21 protein-coding genes are annotated in these 17,731 nt (G+C 63.7%); all 21 read left to right on the top strand.

Translation table 11 applies throughout. From position 1 onward, the window contains the following. Positions 1-26: 26 nt before the first annotated feature. The 21 genes from AC3WXD_RS07345 to AC3WXD_RS07245 all read left to right on the top strand — a co-directional run bounded on the left by AC3WXD_RS07345 (position 27) and on the right by AC3WXD_RS07245 (position 17,694). A complete protein-coding gene (locus AC3WXD_RS07345; protein ID WP_492323424.1) occupies positions 27-437 on the top strand; it encodes a hypothetical protein in 411 nt (136 codons plus the stop codon). A 35-nt stretch (positions 438-472) separates the two neighbouring features. Next, the gene (locus tag AC3WXD_RS07340; RefSeq protein ID WP_492323423.1) at positions 473-1,543 is read left to right on the top strand and encodes a Mu-like prophage major head subunit gpT family protein; all 1,071 of its coding nucleotides are present in this window, start codon (positions 473-475) and stop codon (positions 1,541-1,543) included. A 118-nt stretch (positions 1,544-1,661) separates the two neighbouring features. Next, positions 1,662-2,093 carry an HI1506-related protein gene (locus tag AC3WXD_RS07335; RefSeq protein WP_492323422.1) on the top strand — a complete coding sequence of 144 codons (432 nt, stop codon included), beginning with the start codon at positions 1,662-1,664 and terminating at the stop codon, positions 2,091-2,093. A gap of 3 nt (positions 2,094-2,096) precedes the next feature. Continuing rightward, on the top strand, positions 2,097-2,522 hold the full coding sequence (locus tag AC3WXD_RS07330) for a gp436 family protein (RefSeq protein ID WP_492323421.1): 426 nt from the start codon (positions 2,097-2,099) through the stop codon (positions 2,520-2,522). Beyond that, positions 2,519-3,178 (top strand): DUF1834 family protein, encoded by a 660-nt coding sequence (locus AC3WXD_RS07325; RefSeq protein ID WP_492323420.1) that lies wholly within the window; start codon positions 2,519-2,521, stop codon positions 3,176-3,178. Before AC3WXD_RS07330 ends, AC3WXD_RS07325 begins: the two co-directional genes overlap by 4 nt. Beyond that, the gene (locus tag AC3WXD_RS07320) at positions 3,175-3,360 is read left to right on the top strand and encodes a DUF2635 domain-containing protein (RefSeq protein ID WP_492323419.1); all 186 of its coding nucleotides are present in this window, start codon (positions 3,175-3,177) and stop codon (positions 3,358-3,360) included. Before AC3WXD_RS07325 ends, AC3WXD_RS07320 begins: the two co-directional genes overlap by 4 nt. Then, positions 3,360-4,781, top strand: a complete 1,422-nt coding sequence (locus AC3WXD_RS07315) for a phage tail sheath subtilisin-like domain-containing protein (RefSeq protein WP_492323418.1) — start codon at positions 3,360-3,362, stop codon at positions 4,779-4,781. Before AC3WXD_RS07320 ends, AC3WXD_RS07315 begins: the two co-directional genes overlap by 1 nt. 23 nt (positions 4,782-4,804) lie before the next feature. Next, a complete protein-coding gene (locus tag AC3WXD_RS07310; RefSeq protein WP_492323417.1) occupies positions 4,805-5,179 on the top strand; it encodes a phage tail protein in 375 nt (124 codons plus the stop codon). After that, entirely contained in the window at positions 5,176-5,550 is a 375-nt protein-coding gene (locus tag AC3WXD_RS07305) for a hypothetical protein (protein ID WP_492323416.1), read from the top strand. The genes AC3WXD_RS07310 and AC3WXD_RS07305 overlap by 4 nt, the downstream gene beginning before the upstream one ends. Positions 5,551-5,677: 127 nt before the next feature. Next, complete coding sequence (locus AC3WXD_RS07300) at positions 5,678-7,615, top strand: phage tail tape measure protein (protein ID WP_492323415.1); 1,938 nt, start codon at positions 5,678-5,680, stop codon at positions 7,613-7,615. Beyond that, complete coding sequence (locus AC3WXD_RS07295) at positions 7,615-8,910, top strand: DNA circularization protein (protein WP_492323414.1); 1,296 nt, start codon at positions 7,615-7,617, stop codon at positions 8,908-8,910. Before AC3WXD_RS07300 ends, AC3WXD_RS07295 begins: the two co-directional genes overlap by 1 nt. After that, the gene (locus tag AC3WXD_RS07290; RefSeq protein WP_492323413.1) at positions 8,894-10,015 is read left to right on the top strand and encodes a phage baseplate assembly protein; all 1,122 of its coding nucleotides are present in this window, start codon (positions 8,894-8,896) and stop codon (positions 10,013-10,015) included. Before AC3WXD_RS07295 ends, AC3WXD_RS07290 begins: the two co-directional genes overlap by 17 nt. Then, positions 10,012-10,623, top strand: a complete 612-nt coding sequence (locus AC3WXD_RS07285) for a phage baseplate assembly protein V (protein ID WP_492323412.1) — start codon at positions 10,012-10,014, stop codon at positions 10,621-10,623. The genes AC3WXD_RS07290 and AC3WXD_RS07285 overlap by 4 nt, the downstream gene beginning before the upstream one ends. Before the next feature lie 97 nt (positions 10,624-10,720). Beyond that, a complete protein-coding gene (locus AC3WXD_RS07280) occupies positions 10,721-11,071 on the top strand; it encodes a phage GP46 family protein (RefSeq protein ID WP_492323411.1) in 351 nt (116 codons plus the stop codon). Next, the gene (locus AC3WXD_RS07275) at positions 11,071-12,135 is read left to right on the top strand and encodes a baseplate J/gp47 family protein (RefSeq protein ID WP_492323410.1); all 1,065 of its coding nucleotides are present in this window, start codon (positions 11,071-11,073) and stop codon (positions 12,133-12,135) included. Before AC3WXD_RS07280 ends, AC3WXD_RS07275 begins: the two co-directional genes overlap by 1 nt. Next, a complete protein-coding gene (locus tag AC3WXD_RS07270) occupies positions 12,132-12,773 on the top strand; it encodes a YmfQ family protein (protein WP_492323409.1) in 642 nt (213 codons plus the stop codon). The genes AC3WXD_RS07275 and AC3WXD_RS07270 overlap by 4 nt, the downstream gene beginning before the upstream one ends. Before the next feature lies 1 nt (position 12,774). Continuing rightward, positions 12,775-14,772: an autotransporter outer membrane beta-barrel domain-containing protein gene (locus AC3WXD_RS07265; RefSeq protein ID WP_492323408.1), complete on the top strand. Its 1,998-nt coding sequence runs from the start codon at positions 12,775-12,777 to the stop codon at positions 14,770-14,772. Positions 14,773-14,774: 2 nt separating this feature from the next. Next, entirely contained in the window at positions 14,775-15,575 is an 801-nt protein-coding gene (locus AC3WXD_RS07260; protein ID WP_492323407.1) for a hypothetical protein, read from the top strand. A gap of 36 nt (positions 15,576-15,611) precedes the next feature. Next, the gene (locus AC3WXD_RS07255; RefSeq protein WP_492323406.1) at positions 15,612-16,559 is read left to right on the top strand and encodes a phage tail protein; all 948 of its coding nucleotides are present in this window, start codon (positions 15,612-15,614) and stop codon (positions 16,557-16,559) included. A gap of 9 nt (positions 16,560-16,568) precedes the next feature. After that, positions 16,569-17,297, top strand: a complete 729-nt coding sequence (locus tag AC3WXD_RS07250; protein ID WP_492323405.1) for a DUF4376 domain-containing protein — start codon at positions 16,569-16,571, stop codon at positions 17,295-17,297. A 4-nt stretch (positions 17,298-17,301) separates the two neighbouring features. After that, positions 17,302-17,694 (top strand): hypothetical protein, encoded by a 393-nt coding sequence (locus AC3WXD_RS07245; protein ID WP_492323404.1) that lies wholly within the window; start codon positions 17,302-17,304, stop codon positions 17,692-17,694. The last annotated feature ends 37 nt before the right edge of the window (positions 17,695-17,731 follow it).

Below are 17,731 nucleotides of genomic sequence, written 5' to 3'. Positions count from 1 at the left end.
GCAGCCTTAACCGTCTGGAGACCCACATGCCTGCGCTCACCGCCGATCGCAACACCACCTTCCGCGCCGGGATCGATTTCGAGTTCCCCGTCGCGGCCAACACCAAGATCTACGCCGGTTCGATCGTGGCGATCGACACCGCCACCAGCACCGCCACCAAGGGCGCGACGGCCACCACGCTGAAGACCGTGGGCATTGCCCAGGCAATCGCCGATAACACCGGCGGCGCCGCCGGCGACATCCGTGTCCGCGTCCGCCGCGGCCTCTGGCACGTCGCAAACTCGGCCGCGGCCGACCAGATCACGCTGGCCGACGTCGGCGAGGATTGCTACCTGGTCGACGACCAAACCGTGGCCAAAACCAGCGGCACCAACACGCGCTCGCTGGCCGGCAAGATCCGCGACGTCGACGCCACCGGCGTCTGGGTCGAGTTTTAACCCCAGCGTTTAACCATCCACTTCCGGAGATATCAATGAAACGCACCCGACTCCAATGGGTATTCGCCGTCGCCGCGACGGTGATGGTCGGCCTGGCGGTCTGCCTGGCCCGCACGGCCGGCGTCGACGTCCAGCACGCCGATTTGATGCCGCTGGCGCAGCTGCCACTGGGGCACGTTGACGACCGCATGCTCGGCTTCGCCGCGGCCGGCATCGTCATCAACCGCGCCAGCCTGAACGCACTGTTCCAGGGCTACAAGGTGCTCTTCCAGCAGGCCTTCGACGGCGTGCCGGCGGACTGGGACAAGATCGCGATGCGCGTGCCATCGCAGACCTCCAAGGAAGTCTATCCGTGGCTCGGTCAGACCACGCGCTTCCGAGAATGGATCGGCGATCGCGTGCTGCAGAACCTGATGCTGCACGACTTCACCATCAAGAACAAGCCGTGGGAAAACACCGTCACCATCGATCGCGACGAGATTGAAGACGACTCGTACAACGTGTACGGCCCGATGATCTCCCAGCTCGGCCTGGACGCGAAACAGCACCCCGACGAGCTGGTGTTCGCCCAGCTGGCCTCCGGCTTCGCGCAGGCAGCATACGACGGTCAGTACTTCTTCGATACCGATCACCCGGTCCTGCAGGCGGACGGCACCACGGGCTCCGTGTCGAACTTCCAAGGCGGTGCCGGTACCGCCTGGTATCTGCTGGACGTCTCGAAGATGGTCAAGCCGATCATCTACCAGGTGCGCAAGGACTACAAGTTCGTCGCCATGGACCAGGAGACTGACGAACAGGTCTTCACCAGCAAGAAGTTCCGCTACGGCGTCGACGCGCGCTCCAACGTCGGCTTCGGCCTCTGGCAGCTGGCCTATGCGTCCAAGCAGGATCTGACCGCCGACAACTACGGCGCCGCCCGCGCAGCCCTGATGTCGATGAAGGGCGACAACGGCCGCCCGCTGGGCGTGCGCCCCTCGCTTCTGGTCGTGCCGCCCTCGCTGGAAGGCAAGGCGCTGCAGGTCCTGCAGGCGGAAAAGAACGCCGCCGGCGCGACCAACATCTACTACAACACGGCCAAGCTGCTCACCACGCCCTGGCTGAGCTGACGGGACACCTCCCGCCCCGGCACTGCCGCGCGACGCCGTAAGCGCGGAGGAGGAAAGTCCGGAACCCTCGGCAGCAGTGCGGGGTTCCGGCGGGTTTAAACCGCTCTGATGGAGAGCCATGATGGCCACCAAGAAAGTGAAAGTGCTTCGCGTCGTCAGCCGGAAGGACAAGTTTCGCCGCGCTGGACACGAATTCGGCTCCGAGCCGAAAAATATCCCGCTGGACACGCTTCATCAAGACCATGTTGCCGCGATCAAGGGCGACCCGAATCTGGTCGTCGTTGAGGCAGAGGTGGTGATCAACGAAAACGGCCACGTGGTCGAGGCACCGCAGGAGGTACTGGTCGACGCTGAACAGCGCCTGCGAGAGTGGGCCACCGAGCTGAACGAGCTGGCCAACTCGCTGACTGTCCGGGAAGACCAGGTCAAGGTCCGCGAAGAAGCTGTGGTCGCCGCCGAGGCAGCCCTGGTCGAGCGCGAGGCCGGTCTGGCCGCGCGTGAGGCCCAGGCTAGCCAAGCTGCAGCAAAGACCACCACCGCCAAGAAGTAAGCCATGGCCTACGCAACGCAGAACGACATGGCGGCCCGGTTCGGCGAGGATGAGCTCGTCGAGCTGACCGATCGCGATCGCACCGGCGCCGTCGATGCAGCCGTCCTGGCGGGCGCGCTGGACGATGCCAGCGCCGAGATCGACAGCTACCTGGCTGGCCGCTATGCCGTTCCGCTCGCGCAGGCCCCGCGCTTCCTGTCTGGTCTCTGCTGCGATATCGCCCGCTACAGGCTCTGCGGCAGCGGCACACGCCTAACCGAAGTCATCAACGAGCGGTACCGCAACGCTACCCGCTTCCTGGAGAAGGTCAGTTCCGGCGCAGTCTCGATCGGCCCGGTCGGGGACACCGGCACGGTGCCGGCCGCCGACAACCCGGTGATCTTCAACAGCGGCGGTAAGGCCTTCGCCCGCGGTCGGGGCGCGCTGTGAGCACGCCGATCATCACCGCCGTCGAGCTGGCCATGGTGGCGAGGCTCCGCCTCGGCCTCGGCAGGATGGTTAAGTCCGTCGAAACGTACGGCGGCGAGCTCGACGACGACTCCGACGAGGTGATCCGCCGCTTCCCTGCGGCCTGGGTCACCTTCGGCGGTGTGCGTGAGAGCCAGCCGGCGGCCACTAGCCGCGAAAAGTGGAAGGCCGAAGCCCTGTTCGCGGTGATGGTGGGTGCGCGCAGCGTGCGCAACGAGCAGGCCGCGCGGCACGGCGGCCCGGCCCTGCATGAGGTCGGCAGCAACACGCTGATCTACGCCGTGCGCCGGCTGCTGTCCCAGCAGGATCTCGGCTTGCCCGTGCGCCACCTGGCGCCGGGGCGGATCCGTACCCTGCGGCACGTGCTGCTCAATCGGGAAGCGTTTTCCTGCTACGCGCTGGAGTTCCATACGGCCTGGGTCGAGGATGTCCTGCCGAACGGGATGTTCCCGCTGCCGGTCGACGACGGCAATCCGGACGACGTCTTTGGCCGCTACGACGCGCAGCTGGGCACGCCAGATCCGGACTGGCTGCGCACTGGCCTCAATTACTACCTGCAGCCTGACGACGGCAAGGCCGACGCGCAGGACGTCATCACCAACGGGAGCAACCCATGAAAGTTAAGGCCGCGCCCGGCTTGTCGGTTCCGAAGGAACACAGCCCGCGGGAATACATCACCGAGGATCAGGACGTCCCGGTCGAGCGCACCGCCTATTACATGCGGCGCCTGGCGGAAGGCGACCTGATCGAAGTCAACGATACCCCTGCCCGTAAGCGGGTCAGCAATGGAGATGCCTGATGCCCAGCCCAAACATCAGTTTCGATTCGATCCCGTCTTCCATCCGCAAGCCCGGGAAGTACTTCGAGTTCAACACCAAGCTCGCAGTGCGCACGCTGCCGGGCAACCTGCTGAAGGTGCTCTTCGTGGCCCAGCGGCTGGCCGGAGCCGCGCAGGCGGCTCTCGCGCCGGCCGACGTATTCTCGGATGAACAAGCGGCGCTGCTATTCGGCCGCGGCTCGATTGCCCACCTGATGGCGCGGGCGGCAATCAAGGCCAACCCGTACCTGCAGCTCACCGTGATCGGTATCGATGACGCTGGCGCCGGCGTGGCGGCTAACGGCACGGTAACGCTGACCGGTCCAGCCACCGCACCTGGTGCACTGTCCCTGCTGATCGCTGGCGTGTCCGTCGATATCGCTGTATCCACGGCGGACACCGAAACGGCTCTGGCCGCCAAGCTGGCCGCCCAGATTGCCAACCAGCCCGACCTGCCGGTAACGGCCTCGGCCGCCCTCGGCGTCGTCACGCTGACCGCCAAGAACAAGGGCGACCACGGCAATGCCATCAAGTTGAAGGCGACGAGCAAGGCGACTGGCGTTTCGGCGGTCGCCACGGCCATGACTGGCGGTCTGAACGACCCCGACATCGCGCCCGCACTTGCCGCGGTGTTCGCTGCTGGTCACAACATCATCGGCTGCCCGTTTCCCACACAAACGGCACTGACCGCTTTGCGCACCCACCTTGATGCCGTGTCCGGCCCAATGGAGCAGCGCGGTGCACGCGGCATCGCCGGCTTCTCCGGCACCCTGGCCGCTGGCACCACGCTGACCGCATCGATCAATGCCGGCCGAATCTCGGTAGGCTGGCACCGCAACTCGGCGAAGCTGCCTGCCGAGATCGCCGCGGCCTATGCGGCCGTCACCGCCAGCGAAGAAGATCCGGCTCGTCCGCTTAACACCCTCGCTCTGACCGGCCTGGATGTCACCGACCTGGTCGACCGTCCGTCCCGAACCGAGCAGGAGAACGTCCTGCACAACGGCCTGACGCCATTCGAGATCGGTCCGGGCGACGTGGTGCAGATCGTGCGCGCGATCACCACCTACACAAAAGACGCACAGGGCATCGACGATGTGTCGCTCCTGGACGTGACGACGATCGCCACGCTGGACTATGTCCGCAAGGCCTGCCGCGAGCGGATCGCATTGCGCTTCCCGCGGGATAAGCTGTCCTCGCGCACCCCCGGCAAGGTCCGGTCGGAGCTGCTCGACGTCCTGGTCAAGCTCGAGGAGCTGGAGATCGTCGAGAACGTGGAAGCCAACAAGGACGCCCTGATCGTGGAGCGCGACAGCCAGGACAGCAACCGGCTCAACGCCAAGATCCCGAGCGACGTGGTCAACGGCCTGCATGTGTTCGCCGGCCGCATCGACCTGATCCTGTGATTTAACACACCCCGGAGGCCAACATGGCATTGGAAGAATTCGCCGGCGCCATCGTCCTGGAATGGGATGGCGAAGAGATTGAGGTCGTGGAGTACAGCGTCACCTCGCGCACCGGCACGAAGCCCGTCAAGACGATGAATCGCGATCGCCGCGTCAAGGGCTTCGCCCGCGGCATCGAGGAGCATGAGATCTCGGCGACGGTCGTGATTCCCCTGTCCGGGGACAAGGACTGGCTGTCGATGGCTGGCGCCAAGCTGACCATCTATCCCGCGAGCCCGGGGGGCAAGCGCGAGAGCTACCTGGATTGCTACACCACCGAAGTCTCGGACAAGTACTCCGTCGAGAACGAGGCGCGTCGTGACATCCGCATCTTCGCCGCACGCAAGGTGAACGAATGAAGACCACCGGCTCCCTCCTGTATGGCGTCGAGTTTGGCGGCGAGGTTCACTACGACTTCGCGCTGCGCTTGCCGACGGTGGCGGACAACATCGCCGCCGTTGAGGAAACGGAAGGGCCCGCTTCGGGGCTGCGTATCGAGGTCTATATGTACTCGCGCGCCCTGGAGTCCCTGGGCACCATTCCGCGCGAGGCCATCACGTATGAGCTGCTTGCGGAGCAGATGATGCCGGAAGATCTGGACATCCTCGGCGCCCACGTGGCAGAGGTTAAAAAAAAGCGGCTGCGGCCGAGGAGCGGCTCCGCCCCTTCCGGCTCGCCATCGTCGCCCTCGGCCGAATCGGGATCCCAGAGTCCACCGTCCGCAACATGACGGAAGCCGAGTTCGAGGGGTACATGGCCGCACTGCTGCGGCCATCCTCGTCTCGGGGCGGCCGGACAACTCAGGAGGCCAGCAAGCGCGTCGTCAGCCAGCGTAAGCGCAAACCAAGGAACGCGTGATGTCAGACCTTAACGTTGCCCTTCGTCTCACGACCCGCGACCAGATGTCGCGGCCGGCCACGCAGGCGCTGCAGGGAGTCCGCAGCGAGGGCCAGCGACTATTTCAAGCGCGGGAGTCCCTGGGTATTCGTTCCGAACAGCGCATCCAGCGTGAGATCCGCCAGACCGAGCTGGCCTACCAGCGCCTGGCAGCCTCCGGCACTGCCTCGGCACGCGAGCAAGCGCGCGCGTTCGATGCGATGCGCGCCAAGGTCGCTGAGCTGCGCCGTGAGATGGGCCAGGTATCAGCCCTGCAACGCGGCATGAGCATGGCAGGCGGAGCGGTGCGCCGTATGCAGACCGCGGCTGGGATCGGTATGGGCGTGGCCGCTGGCGCCTACGTGCTCAGCCGTCCTGCTGGTGCGCAGATGAGCTATGACCGGCGTCTGGCGATGATGTCGAACACCGCCTATGCGGACCGCGGCGTCGAGGGGCGTATCGCCGGCATGCGTACGCTGGAGGAGGCGGTTAAGTCTGCGGTCCGCTTCGGTGGAGGCTCCAAGGACCAGGCAGCGGAGACGCTCGACCAGCTGATCGCTTCAGGCGCTTTCAGCGTCGACTCCTCCGTGCGCATGCTACCGACACTGCAAAAGTTCGCTACCGGATCGGGCGCCGATCCCACCCAGCTTAGTCAGATCGCCCTGCGCGCAATGCAGACGTTCAAGATCAAAGAGGCTGACCTGCCCAAGATCCTGGACATGGCACTCGTTGCCGGCCAGGAAGGCGGCTTCGAGCTCAAGGACATGGCGAAGTGGCTGCCTCAGCAGATGGCGGCCGCGCGCAACTCCGGGCTCTCTGGAGTGGGCGGCTTCGCGAAACTGCTGGCAGCCAACCAAGCCGCCGTCATCACGGCAGGGACGAAAGATGAAGCCGGAAACAACCTGGTCAACCTCCTGGGGAAGATCAACAGCGCCGACACGGCAAAGGACGCGCAGAAGCTGGGCATCAACCTGTCGGGAAACCTGGCGCGCGCCCGCTCGCTTGGTGTCGACTCCCTGGACGCATTCGTCAACCTGGTCGACAACGTCGTCGGCAAGGACAAGCAGTATGCGGCGCTGAAAGCGAAGATCGGCACCGAGAAGGGTGAGCAGAAGAAGGCCACCATGGAGAGCATGACCGACATTCTGCAGGGCTCGGCAATCGGCAAGCTGATCCAGGACCGCCAGGCGATGATGGCGCTGGTTGCGCTGATGGGCAACCGTGCCTACGTTAAAGACGTCCAGACGAAGGCGATGGGTGCGGAGGGCGCCAATGAAAAGAACTTCTCCGTCATCGCCCAGACTCCATCGTTCAAGGTCGAGCAGGCCAAGAACGAGGCGGACTTCGCGCAGAACAGTGCTTTCGCAGGGTTCAACCGTGTCATCGGCGACACCGCCGAGAAGCTCACGGCATACGCTCGGGAATACCCCGGCCTGACCGCTGCGCTCGCCGGCGCCACGACCGGCCTTGTTGCCTTGACTGCAGCCACCGCAGGGGCAGGTTTGGGCTCCGTACTGACCGGCGGTGCCGGCGGTGCGGCAGGTGGCGCTGCGCGGGGCGCCGCCGGTACGGCATTGCGCGCTGTCGGCCGCTATGCGGTGTTGCCCGCCGCTGCCGGTGCGGCCGGCTACGCCTTCGGCACGTGGGTGAATGGTGGCATCAACAACCTGGTCGAGCGTTCGACGGGCGAAAGAGGTGCCACGCTCGGCAGCAAGATCTACGACTGGACGCATCCATCCGACCCGCCCGCGGGGGGGGCAACGCCACTGCTAGACAAGCTCGATCGGCAGACCGCAGCTATTGAAGCGCTGTCCAAGGCGCCGCAGCCTATCACGATGCCCGTCACAGTGATGCTCGATGGCGCCGTGATCGCCGAGTACACCAACAACCTTAACGCGCGCGAATCACGGAGGCACTGATGGGCTGGAAGGATGAACTACTGGAGGCCTCGTTTCGGAGCGTTAGGTTCGACTGCGTACGCACCGACGACAATGCAGATGTCGACCTGGCCAGGAACGCCTACCCCTATGTCGACGGCGAAGACATCGAGGACCTGGGGCAAGGCGCCAGGCAGATTCGCGTAGGTGCTGTCTTCTTCGGCGATGACTACAAAGCTCGTCTCGAGGCGCTGCTCGCCGCGCTGGCCGTTCGCGGTGCGGGAGAGCTGGTTCACCCTGTCTTTGGTAGCATCAAGAACGCTCAGGTGGCCACCTGGTCGGTGGGCCACGATGCTGAATCGCCGGACTCCTGCACGGTCGATATCCAGTTTTTCGAAGCCACCCCGGGCAATCCCTTCTTCGTCCAGCAGCTGCCAAACCAGAAGGCTGATGCAGCCGTGCTGGCTACCGAGTCGGCGAGCAGCCAGGGCACCGAACTGTTCGCCAAGGCCATGGATGGCCTGCGCACCATGAAGGGCCAGTATGGCCGCCTCAACGCGCTGCGGTCCATGATGAATGGCACCCTCGGGCCGCTCTACAACCTCGTGACCGGCTTTACGCGTACGACGCTGGATGTGTTGAACTTCCCCCGCGCGTTCACTTCCGACCTGATCGGCCTGCTGCGCGGCATGGGGGATCTGCGTTCGTTTGATACCAGCGTGCTGTTCTCCGACTGGAAGGGCTTGACGGGCCAGTATCATGACGTGGTGCAGTTGCCTGGGCAGGCCGGCTCTGGTCAATCGGACGGCCGAACGTCCGCCGTGGCGACGCCCTCCGACGTCGCCTTGGTGACCGGCGTTGTGCAGCTCGTCGTGGCGACTGAGCTGGCCGCGATCGCCGTCGACATCCTTGCCTCAGAGACTCAGACGCCGACGCTGTCACAGGCAGAGATCGAGCAGGTCGCCGACGACACCCGACAGGCGATCGCAGACGCCATCCAGAGCTACCGCGATCAGTACGCGCCCGACGCGGCGAGTTCCTCGACCGTCGATGCGGCGGGTGTCTACCATACGCAATACACGTTGGAAGTCGCCAGGCCGGTCATTGAGCAGCTCAAGGACATCGCGCTCGCGGTGCAGGCGGTGGCGCTTGAAGCCATGGAGGTGCGGCCTCCCGTCGAGCTGCGCACGGTCGAGCTGGGCGGAAACTTGGCACTGATAGCGCACCGATGGTACGGCGATCACGCAAGGTCCGCCGAACTCATGCGCCTTAACCCTGCCTTGCGCAATCCGAATTTCGTGGCTCGCGGGGAGGTGCTTCGTGCCTACGCCAGCTAAGGATCGTGTCAGCCTCCTGATCGGCGGACACGTGCATAGCGACTGGACGCGCTACCGTGTCGACTCCGATCTGCTCACGCCAGCCGACGCCTGGCAGGTAGATCTGGCCGCGCCGCGCATCGACCTGCCGACTAACGTCAAGGCTGGCGCACTTGCCGAAGTGCGCGTCGGTTCCGACATCGTCATGACGGGACGAATCGACGAGCTCGACCACCAGGTCGGAAAGACCCAGCACACGCTGACGCTGACGGGCCGTGATGGTGCGGCTGTCCTGGTCGATTGCTCGGCGCCTATCTTTTCGTCGAAGCAGATCTCGCTGGCAGAGGTCGTGGCGAACGTCGTTAAGCCCCTGGGCGTGACGCGCGTACGCATTGATGCCGTGCGGACCGCCACCTACGATAAGGTCCACGTCGACCCGTGCGACACGGCTTGGGATGTGCTCACAAACGCGGCCGAGGGTAGCGGCCTATGGCCCTGGTTCGAGCCGGATGGCACGCTGGTGATCGGCGGGCCGGACTACACGGCACCACCGGTGGCAAGTTTGATTCTGCGGCGCGACGGAAAGGGGAACAACGTCGTCTCGTTGGGTCGCAGTGAATCCATTGCCGAGCGCTATTCCGAAGTCACAGTCCTTGCGCAGGCGCACGGAACGATCCTGGAGAATGGCAAGAACGCGATGCGCGCGACGGTCCAGGACACTGGCGTCAACCTATACCGCCCGAAGATCATCGTCGACCACGATGCACCCACGCTGGCCTCGGTCCAGGCACGCGCACGGAAGGTGATATCCGATTCCCGGTTGCGCGGCATGGCACTGACGGCGGTCGTCAAGGGTCACAGGACATCCGACGGGGCTTTATGGAAGCCGGGCCAGCGTATCCACGTCTTGTCGGAGCCGCATGGATTGAATGGGGTGTACTTCCTCATGGGGCGGCGCTTCGAAGGGGGGCGCGGCCAAGTAAAGGGCCCAACGACAACCCTGACGCTGAAGGAAGACGGCGTCTGGGTGCTTGATGCCCACCCGCATACCAAGCGCAAGCGTCACCGCAAGACCATCGGACCGGGCGAGATCCTGCCGGACAACGTACTGCTAGGGGCGTCATGATCGAACAGATTGACAGGCGAATCGCCCGCGCGATGGCCGGCGTGCGCCAGGCATTCCGCGCGGTTATCACTCGTGTAGGGAGCAGCAGCAACGTCCAGCTGGGCCAGCTCGACGCGCTTTCCGGCGAGCCAGTGCAGGATGTCGAGTTCTTCCAGCACTACGGATACACGTCGAATCCGCCGCGCGGAACGATGGCCATCGTAGTGCCGGTGGGCGGCAAGACGAGCCATGGCATCGTGATCGCCACCGAGCACGGCAGCTATCGTCTGAAGGCCTTGGCCGAAGGCGAGGTGGCTCTATACTCCGACGAGGGGGATGCGGTCCACCTCAAGCGCGGGCGTGTCATTGAAGTCACCACGAAGGTATTTCGTGTCATCGCGGAAGAGAAGGTCGAGTTTGTCACGCCGCTTGTCGAGGCCAGCGAGGCGGTCACGGCACAAGGCCTTCTCAGCGGCAATGGCGGGATGGCGATCAAGGGCGGCGAGGGTGACGCCACCGCTAGGATTGAAGGTAAGCTCATTGCGACTGTAGACGTGATCGCGGACGGAAAGAGCGTAGCGCACCACCGCCATCCGGAGACTGGCGGCACCACCGACGAGCCTGTCTGAGGTAGCATTACAGCTCGGGTCGCCGTTCTGGTCGACCCAGTCTCCCCTGACATCCTTCCACCTCATGTAGCCGCATCCATGCCCCGAGAATCGGGGCATGGATGCTCTCCTTGACCCCTCTACCGGCGACTATACCGGTGAACGCACAGAGACGCTGGCCAACGCGGTCTATCTGCGCCTGGCCACGCCGCTTGGTTCGTACTGGGGCAATCCGACGCTCGGTTCTCGCCTTCACGAGCTCGCCCGCGAGAAAGACCTCTCCCGCGTTGCGGTGCTGGCAAAGCAGTACTCCGAGCAAGCTCTCGCGCCCATTATTCAGGACGGTCGCGCCCGATCGATTGAGGTCAGCACCGAACGCGCTGGTACTGGCCGGCTAAACCTGCTGATCGAGGTCGTCGACGCGACCGGTCGTCTGCAGCGCTTCTCCCACCCCGTTAAGGTTGCCTGATGCCAGTCGCTATCAAGACACTCGCGCAGGTTCGGGATGAGATCCTGCGCGATATCAAGAACCTGTTGCCTGAGGCGGATACCACGGTCGACAGCGACTACTGGATCCGTGCCACCTCTGTCGCAAGCGCGGTCGAGGGCTTGTATGAGTATCAGGCCTGGCAGACTCGACAAATCTTCCCGGATACGGCGGATACTGAGTTCCTAAGGCGCCACGCAGCACTGCGCCGGATGTACCCAAAGCCCGCCGTTCCGGCACAAGGTACGGTTCGCCTTGCTGGAGTCGCCGGGTCCAACGCCGACGCCGGCCAGCAGATCGTCGTAGGTGATCAACGCTACCAGACTACGGCGCCAGGCACGATTGGCGGGGACGGAACTGCCATCGTCACCGCCGTCGCGCTCTCAACGGGAGCGGCGGGAAATCTGGCCGACAACGCACCCGGCCAGCTCGCCGCCGCCCCTCCAGGGGTCGCCAGCCAGGTCACGATGATCTCGATCCGCGGCGGCCTGGATGAGGAGACGGATGCGCAGCTGCTCTCTCGACTGCTGGACCGACTCCGCCATCCCCCCGCCGGTGGCAACCTGGCTGACTACCGTGCCTGGGCACTGGAAATCCCTGGTATCACGGACGCCTATGTTTTCCCGCACCGGGGAGCCGTCGGCCGTGTTGACGTGGCTGTAATCAGTGGCAACACGCCGGCGAATGATGCCGAGATTGCCGCGGCCCAGCTCAATATCGACAAGCAGCGCCCAGCAGGATGCCGCGGCTCGACTGTGTTCGCGCCGACCCTCAAGCTGATCAACTATCACATCGGTGTCAATCTCTCCGGGATCGATGGCGATTCCTTGCTGGCCGCTTTGTATCGGGATCTCGGTGCGTACTACGACACACTCGTGCCAGGCGCAACGGTGGTTAAGTCTAAGGCCGACGGCATCATTTCTAACAGTAGTGGCGTGGTCGATTCCGTCGTCGACGTACCCTCGGCCAACGTGATTGCGACGGTCGACGCTACCGTCGTCGAGTGGGCCCGCCTGGGCACGATCACTCTCTATACGCTCCCATGACGCACGCCGAACTTCTGGCTCTGTTGTTGCCGCCGGTCAGCTATCGATATACGCCAGTAGGAACACCGCTCGCTGCCGGTCTAGTTGCCGAGGGCAACGCCCTGGACAAGACCATGGCGGATGGTCTTACCACGCTCGACGGGGTGACGCCGTTCGGGCGCGCCGATTTGCTGGCTGACTGGGAGCGAGTGTATGGGCTGGCCGAAGCAGCTCGACAGCGCACTATCCAGGAGCGCTTGGCGGTGCTCCTCCAGCGGATCAACGAGCTAGGAGGTCTATCTAGAGAGTACTTCATCTTCGTCGCGTTGAACCTCGGATACAGCATCTCGATCACTGAGTTCTCGCCCTTCAAGGTGGGCTCTCCGGTAGGCCAACCACTGTACGGCGACGATTGGGCCTTTGTGTGGCGAGTCAACGCACCACAAACCACTGTAGTGCCGTTCCGAGTGGATCGCAGCGCGGTGGGTGAGCCGCTGATGAAGTGGGGGAACGAGCTGCTTGAGGCAGCGCTAAGGGCGCTATCCCCTGCGCACACGGTTCTCCAGTTCGCCTATGGCGGTAACCCGGAACTCCTGCTCGACGAGGCGGGAGACGGCTTCCTGATGACGGAAGAGAACGATTACCTGGACTTTAGTTGATATGCCCACGAACAAGCTCTCTTTGATGGACCGTGTAGCCCGCTTCGTCGGGACCGAATTGTTTCCCGTAGCCAAGGATGGGAAGACCGTAGCCGGAACGGCACAGGCACTCGCCGAGTTTGTCGCGCCCATCGCCGCACAACTTGCGCCGGTATCCGAAGCCGCGGCAGCGAGTGCGGCCGCCGCGCTTGAGAAGGCTGGCGAAGCGGCGGCATCCGCGTCCGACTCTGCCGGCCATGCCGGCGTTTCGACGGCTCAGGCCGACATCGCAACGGTGAAGGCCTCGGCTGCCGCGGACAGCGCGGCCGTGGCACTCGTCGCGGAGAACGCTGCAATGGCAGCGGGCAGGCTTTATCAGACCATCGCACTCGGCCTCGCGGCAAGTGTAGAGGGGCAATCGTTTTCAGTGCCGGCACTCGATGGAAACTCGATCATCGCTTACCGTGTTCAGAACGGCGCTGCAAGTGCTCCGCTCGCGTCATTTCCGACGAAGGCGTACGTCGACTCGGGCATCGATTTCACCAGCTATGCCCGTAGCGGTTATGTCGGCGCGATCGTCGATTCGCTGAAGCGGATCGCGCTGGGTGTGCGCAAGACTGGGCAGATCGACATCGGAAACGTTCAGGACGTCGGTGGCAAGGTCTCGCTTAACACCAGTATCGCCACGGGGCCTGCCAGCGGAGCATCATCCGTCGTAGCCACCCCTAGCGGCTCTGCGAGGACGAACCCCAGACTTACGTCCGACGTCACCGCGCTCCAGGCTCTCCCGGCGAACGTCATGCTCGCGCAAGGCCGCTCGAACTACGCATGGCCCTGGACGGACAACCAGAACCGGGTCGCCGGCGGCTTGGACTACGCAGGCAATCTCTGGACGAAGGGCGTCAATGCAACGAGCGTCCTTGCCAGCATCAATGCTGCGGGCGTCTCGAACCTGGTGTCTGCCGCAACGCTCGCGAACATCCTTTACACCGCTACCGGCTACGCCCGGAGCGGGTATGCCTGGGCGCTTACCGACAGCGCAGGCAAGGTAGCCTTTGGCGTGGACCGTGCAGGGAATCTCATCAGCAAGGGGTTAAGCGTCAACGCTAGGATCTCGGCTCTGGAAGCCGAACAAGGCACTGCGCCGGCCTACGACAAGGCGATCAATGGGTACTCGACCTTTGTAGGCTGGGGGGATTCCTTAAGTGCCGGCGCCGGCGGGAATGGCACAACATACCTGACAGCCCTGGCAACGCTGAGCGGTCGAAGTTGCTACAACGGCGGGGTAGGCGGCCAGGCGTCCGCCGATATCGCTACACGCCAGGGCGGGTTCGTGACTCTCCTGACCGTCACAGGCAATACCATCCCGGCTTCCGGAGGTGTCGCGGTAACTGCAACCACGCGCACGCCGATTACTTCGCAGGGAGGCAACAACATCTCTGGGAGGCTGGCAGGGGTGCAGGGCACATTGTCTGCGACCTTCGACGGCAACGGCAGCCGCACATCCATGACTTTCACCCGGGCGACAGCTGGTACCGCTGTCGTCATCGATCCGGCGACACCGTTCATCCCCGACACGTTCGATCGCGACTATCAGATTCCGATCTTCTGGTATGGGCGGAACAACTTTCCCACCGGCGTGAGCGATTTCGTGACGGCAAAGCAGAACGTTAAGGATGCGCTCGCCGCTTCGATTGCCTTCCTGAAGCCGCTTAACAAGAAGTTCGTCGTGCTCGGCGTCATTAACCGAAACGTCGCTGCGGAATACATCGGGCAGCCGGTCTACCAGGCCATCGTCGATCTTAACGAGGAGCTAAAGGCGCTCTATCCGCGCAACTTCATCGACATCCGTCGCGTGCTGGTGCGTGCCTATGACCCGAACAGCGCCACTGACGTTACCGATTTCGGCAATGACATTCCGCCCACTTCACTCTCGTCGGATGGACTCCATCTCAACGCTGCCGGCTACACGCTGGTAGGCCAAACTGTCTACAACTTCGTCCAGCAAAAGGGTTGGTAACTATGAGTCTGATTCTGAAAATCTCCGATACCTCGTTCACCGATGCCACGCTGCCCCTCTTGCAACGTGACAGCGTCATCGACGCGGGATCGAAATTCGTCTTCGACTTCGCGGACCCGTACTGCTTCGCGAAGCAAGCCGCGCCCGTCAACAACGATCAATTCGTGAATCTGGTCGGTGGCGGGAACCCAGCGACGACTGTGCTCTCGGGATCCAACTCGCTGACGTTCGCGGGTGGCGGCATCGGTTTCGATATCGAGAACAACTCGGAGCAGATCAACTTGCCGGTAGCCGGCAATCTGCCAGCAAACAATCTGGGCTTCGTGTTCTGCACCTGGATCAAGCACCAAACGCAGGCCGATTCCAACTTCAATGCTGTCGCCGGGTACGCCAACCAGGTCGGAGCGAACTGCCAATATGGGATCGCGGCGCAAAACACCAGCAACACGTATCGGATGTATGCGCAGGGCAACTACGCGCCGATCGCGTTCCCGGCTGCCGGAGCCATCATGCAACTGGGTGTTGCGGTAGTGAAGGTCGGAGCCAACATGGTGTTGCGGGCCTACTCGGCCGGCGTGCAGGTCGGCAGCGACCTGGTGCTCGGGGCTGTGGCCGGATTCTCGCTTAACCAGGTGCCCTCCGCCAACATGGCAAGTGCGGCGCTCGGCTTTATGTCAGGTTTCAGTGGGACTTGGGTCGGCAGCATTTATCGCACCTGGCTGAACGACACTGGCACCACGGGCGTCGATCCGCTGACGCTGATCGCGAAGGACTGGGCAGACAACAGCGGACGCTTCAGCTGATAGTCCGTCCCATTAAACTATCTAGGACATGGCGAGATGCAACGCATTGACCATTCGACCGCTGTAGCGGTTAAGCAGGATCCCCTCGTTACAGGTACCCCCGGCTATTTCACCAGGGGTGACCCATTGACTAGTCAGGAGGCGACGTGGGTTACTTCCGACTGGGCGAACGATGTCCAGGAGAATATCTGCCAGGTCATCGAGGCGGCGGCCATCGCACTGGTTAAGGGGGATGGGACGCAACTGCTCAAGGCGGTCCGCGTGATCGCTGGACAAGTGGGCCTGCCGATCGGTGTGCCAATGCCCTGGATGGGCGCGACGTCGAGCATCCCGCCAAACTGCGTTGTGCTAATGGGACAGACCCTGGACAGGACGCTGTATCCCCAGGCCGCTGCGCATGCACTGGGCAGCGGCATCGTCGTCGCAGACGTTGACTGGCTTGCCCAGGCGATTCATCGGACCAAGTTCTCGACCGGTGACGGAATCTCGACCTTCCGGATTCCCGACCTGCGCGGCGAGTCCATCTACGGCGCAGACCTGGGTCGGGGAATCCGGTCCGCCGGCGTTGGCGACTGGCTCGCCGGCGAGCTGCTCGCGCACGTCCATGCGGCCTCTACAGACTCCCAAGGGGTGCACTCCCATACCGGAACGACCGACGCACAGGGCTACCATGCCCACGGTGGTAGCACAGTGGGTGTTGGCGACCATAATCACTCATACACCCGATCGCCTGCAGCATCGAATCCTGACGCCCAGGGTGCGGATGCCGGCGCCTCGATGCTGGATCTCACGCAGTTCGTAGGTGACAACACCGGGGCAGCTGGGGCGCACGCCCACGGCATCAATGGCGACGGAAGTCATGCTCACAACGTCACCACGGCCACCGCGGGGGCGCACGCGCACAACGTGACCGTCAACAGTGCCGGGGGCCTGGAGACGCGCCAGCGCGGCACCGGTTATCCCTTCATCATGCGTGTTAAGTAAAGGCGAAGCATGGACACGATCATCTATCACTTCGACCCTGCGACCGGCGAGCTGATCGGCAGCGGGCCGGTCTACATCGGGCCTGCCGGCGACGAGCAGATCCCGGCTTTCTCTACCGTGACTCCACCGCCTGACCTGGTCGACGGATATGTCGCCGTGGCGGCGCTGGCCAGCTTAACCGTCGAGCATGCTTGTTCTTGGTCCCTGGTGCGAGACTGGCGGCAGACTGCGCTCTATCGAACTGCTGATGGGGCTGCGGTGCAGGCCGGCGCCGCGGAGCTCAACGGCTGGTCTGGCCTGGGTGACCTCCCGGCTGGTATCACGGCCGCGCCGCCTCCGTCTTCGAACCACGTGTGGTCGGGCGACGCATGGGTATTTGACCTGGCGGCAGCGAAGAGGGTAAAGGTGGCTGCGATCGATGATCAGGTCGCTGTCGAGATGACTAAACCTTTCCAGGCCGGTGCCTATAGCTTCAGCGCCGATCCGGTATCGGCTGCGAGTATCCTGGCTGCCGGTCAAATCGGCGGGATCGCGAAATCGGCGGACCGCGAGTATTCGGCGTCGTTGACGGCCGCCGACGGCTCGGAGGTCGAGCTGGATGCCGACGGGCTGGTCGATGTCGCCTTGGCCCTCGGGGCGCACCAGGATGGCTGCAGGAAGACCGCGAAGCAGCTCAAGGACGCGGCACTAGCCGCCGAGACCGAGGAAGCCTTGGCGGCGATTGCTTGGCCGGCGTGAAGTGATGTACTACTATCATGCGAGCACAATCCATCAGAGGCTCGGCATGATAAAGGTCCATTCCCTAGGCGCCCTTTGCGGCGCCGTTTTGCTGTTCTGCGGGCCCGCCTGGGCCGAAACCGCCGAAAGCCTGGAAAAGCAGGCTATGGCGCGGGACTATCAGGCCCAGAGGAATCTGGCCTATGCCTACCAGATGGGGCGCCTTGGCCTTAACGTTGATTTTATGAAGGCTTGCATGTGGAGAACGGTCATAGTGTTGTCCGGCAACTCTCGGGTCGATGCTTCCGATGCGTCCAACGTTGACTTTGCGTGCGGTAGGCTCTCCCAAACAGAGCGCGTGGCTGCAGTTAGGCAAGGCGAGGTGCTCGCCGAGAAACTCTACACCAGGCGGCGGTAGCGGCAACGGCGTTAAGGGCGACTTTGGCTGGTGCCAA

Source organism: Cupriavidus sp. FW216-B1 (assembly GCF_058789195.1).
This window is presented reverse-complemented; position numbering and strand designations above follow the sequence as displayed.

Coding starts and splice junctions, on each gene's coding strand:
- AC3WXD_RS07315 (WP_492323418.1), top strand. CDS start 3,360: ATGCCCAGCCCAAACATCAGTTTCGATTCGATCCCGTCTTCCATCCGC.
- AC3WXD_RS07335 (WP_492323422.1), top strand. CDS start 1,662: ATGATGGCCACCAAGAAAGTGAAAGTGCTTCGCGTCGTCAGCCGGAAG.
- AC3WXD_RS07310 (WP_492323417.1), top strand. CDS start 4,805: ATGGCATTGGAAGAATTCGCCGGCGCCATCGTCCTGGAATGGGATGGC.
- AC3WXD_RS07285 (WP_492323412.1), top strand. CDS start 10,012: ATGATCGAACAGATTGACAGGCGAATCGCCCGCGCGATGGCCGGCGTG.
- AC3WXD_RS07340 (WP_492323423.1), top strand. CDS start 473: ATGAAACGCACCCGACTCCAATGGGTATTCGCCGTCGCCGCGACGGTG.
- AC3WXD_RS07305 (WP_492323416.1), top strand. CDS start 5,176: ATGAAGACCACCGGCTCCCTCCTGTATGGCGTCGAGTTTGGCGGCGAG.
- AC3WXD_RS07345 (WP_492323424.1), top strand. CDS start 27: ATGCCTGCGCTCACCGCCGATCGCAACACCACCTTCCGCGCCGGGATC.
- AC3WXD_RS07320 (WP_492323419.1), top strand. CDS start 3,175: ATGAAAGTTAAGGCCGCGCCCGGCTTGTCGGTTCCGAAGGAACACAGC.
- AC3WXD_RS07295 (WP_492323414.1), top strand. CDS start 7,615: ATGGGCTGGAAGGATGAACTACTGGAGGCCTCGTTTCGGAGCGTTAGG.
- AC3WXD_RS07260 (WP_492323407.1), top strand. CDS start 14,775: ATGAGTCTGATTCTGAAAATCTCCGATACCTCGTTCACCGATGCCACG.
- AC3WXD_RS07250 (WP_492323405.1), top strand. CDS start 16,569: ATGGACACGATCATCTATCACTTCGACCCTGCGACCGGCGAGCTGATC.
- AC3WXD_RS07265 (WP_492323408.1), top strand. CDS start 12,775: ATGCCCACGAACAAGCTCTCTTTGATGGACCGTGTAGCCCGCTTCGTC.
- AC3WXD_RS07255 (WP_492323406.1), top strand. CDS start 15,612: ATGCAACGCATTGACCATTCGACCGCTGTAGCGGTTAAGCAGGATCCC.
- AC3WXD_RS07275 (WP_492323410.1), top strand. CDS start 11,071: ATGCCAGTCGCTATCAAGACACTCGCGCAGGTTCGGGATGAGATCCTG.
- AC3WXD_RS07280 (WP_492323411.1), top strand. CDS start 10,721: ATGGATGCTCTCCTTGACCCCTCTACCGGCGACTATACCGGTGAACGC.
- AC3WXD_RS07245 (WP_492323404.1), top strand. CDS start 17,302: ATGTACTACTATCATGCGAGCACAATCCATCAGAGGCTCGGCATGATA.
- AC3WXD_RS07330 (WP_492323421.1), top strand. CDS start 2,097: ATGGCCTACGCAACGCAGAACGACATGGCGGCCCGGTTCGGCGAGGAT.
- AC3WXD_RS07270 (WP_492323409.1), top strand. CDS start 12,132: ATGACGCACGCCGAACTTCTGGCTCTGTTGTTGCCGCCGGTCAGCTAT.
- AC3WXD_RS07300 (WP_492323415.1), top strand. CDS start 5,678: ATGTCAGACCTTAACGTTGCCCTTCGTCTCACGACCCGCGACCAGATG.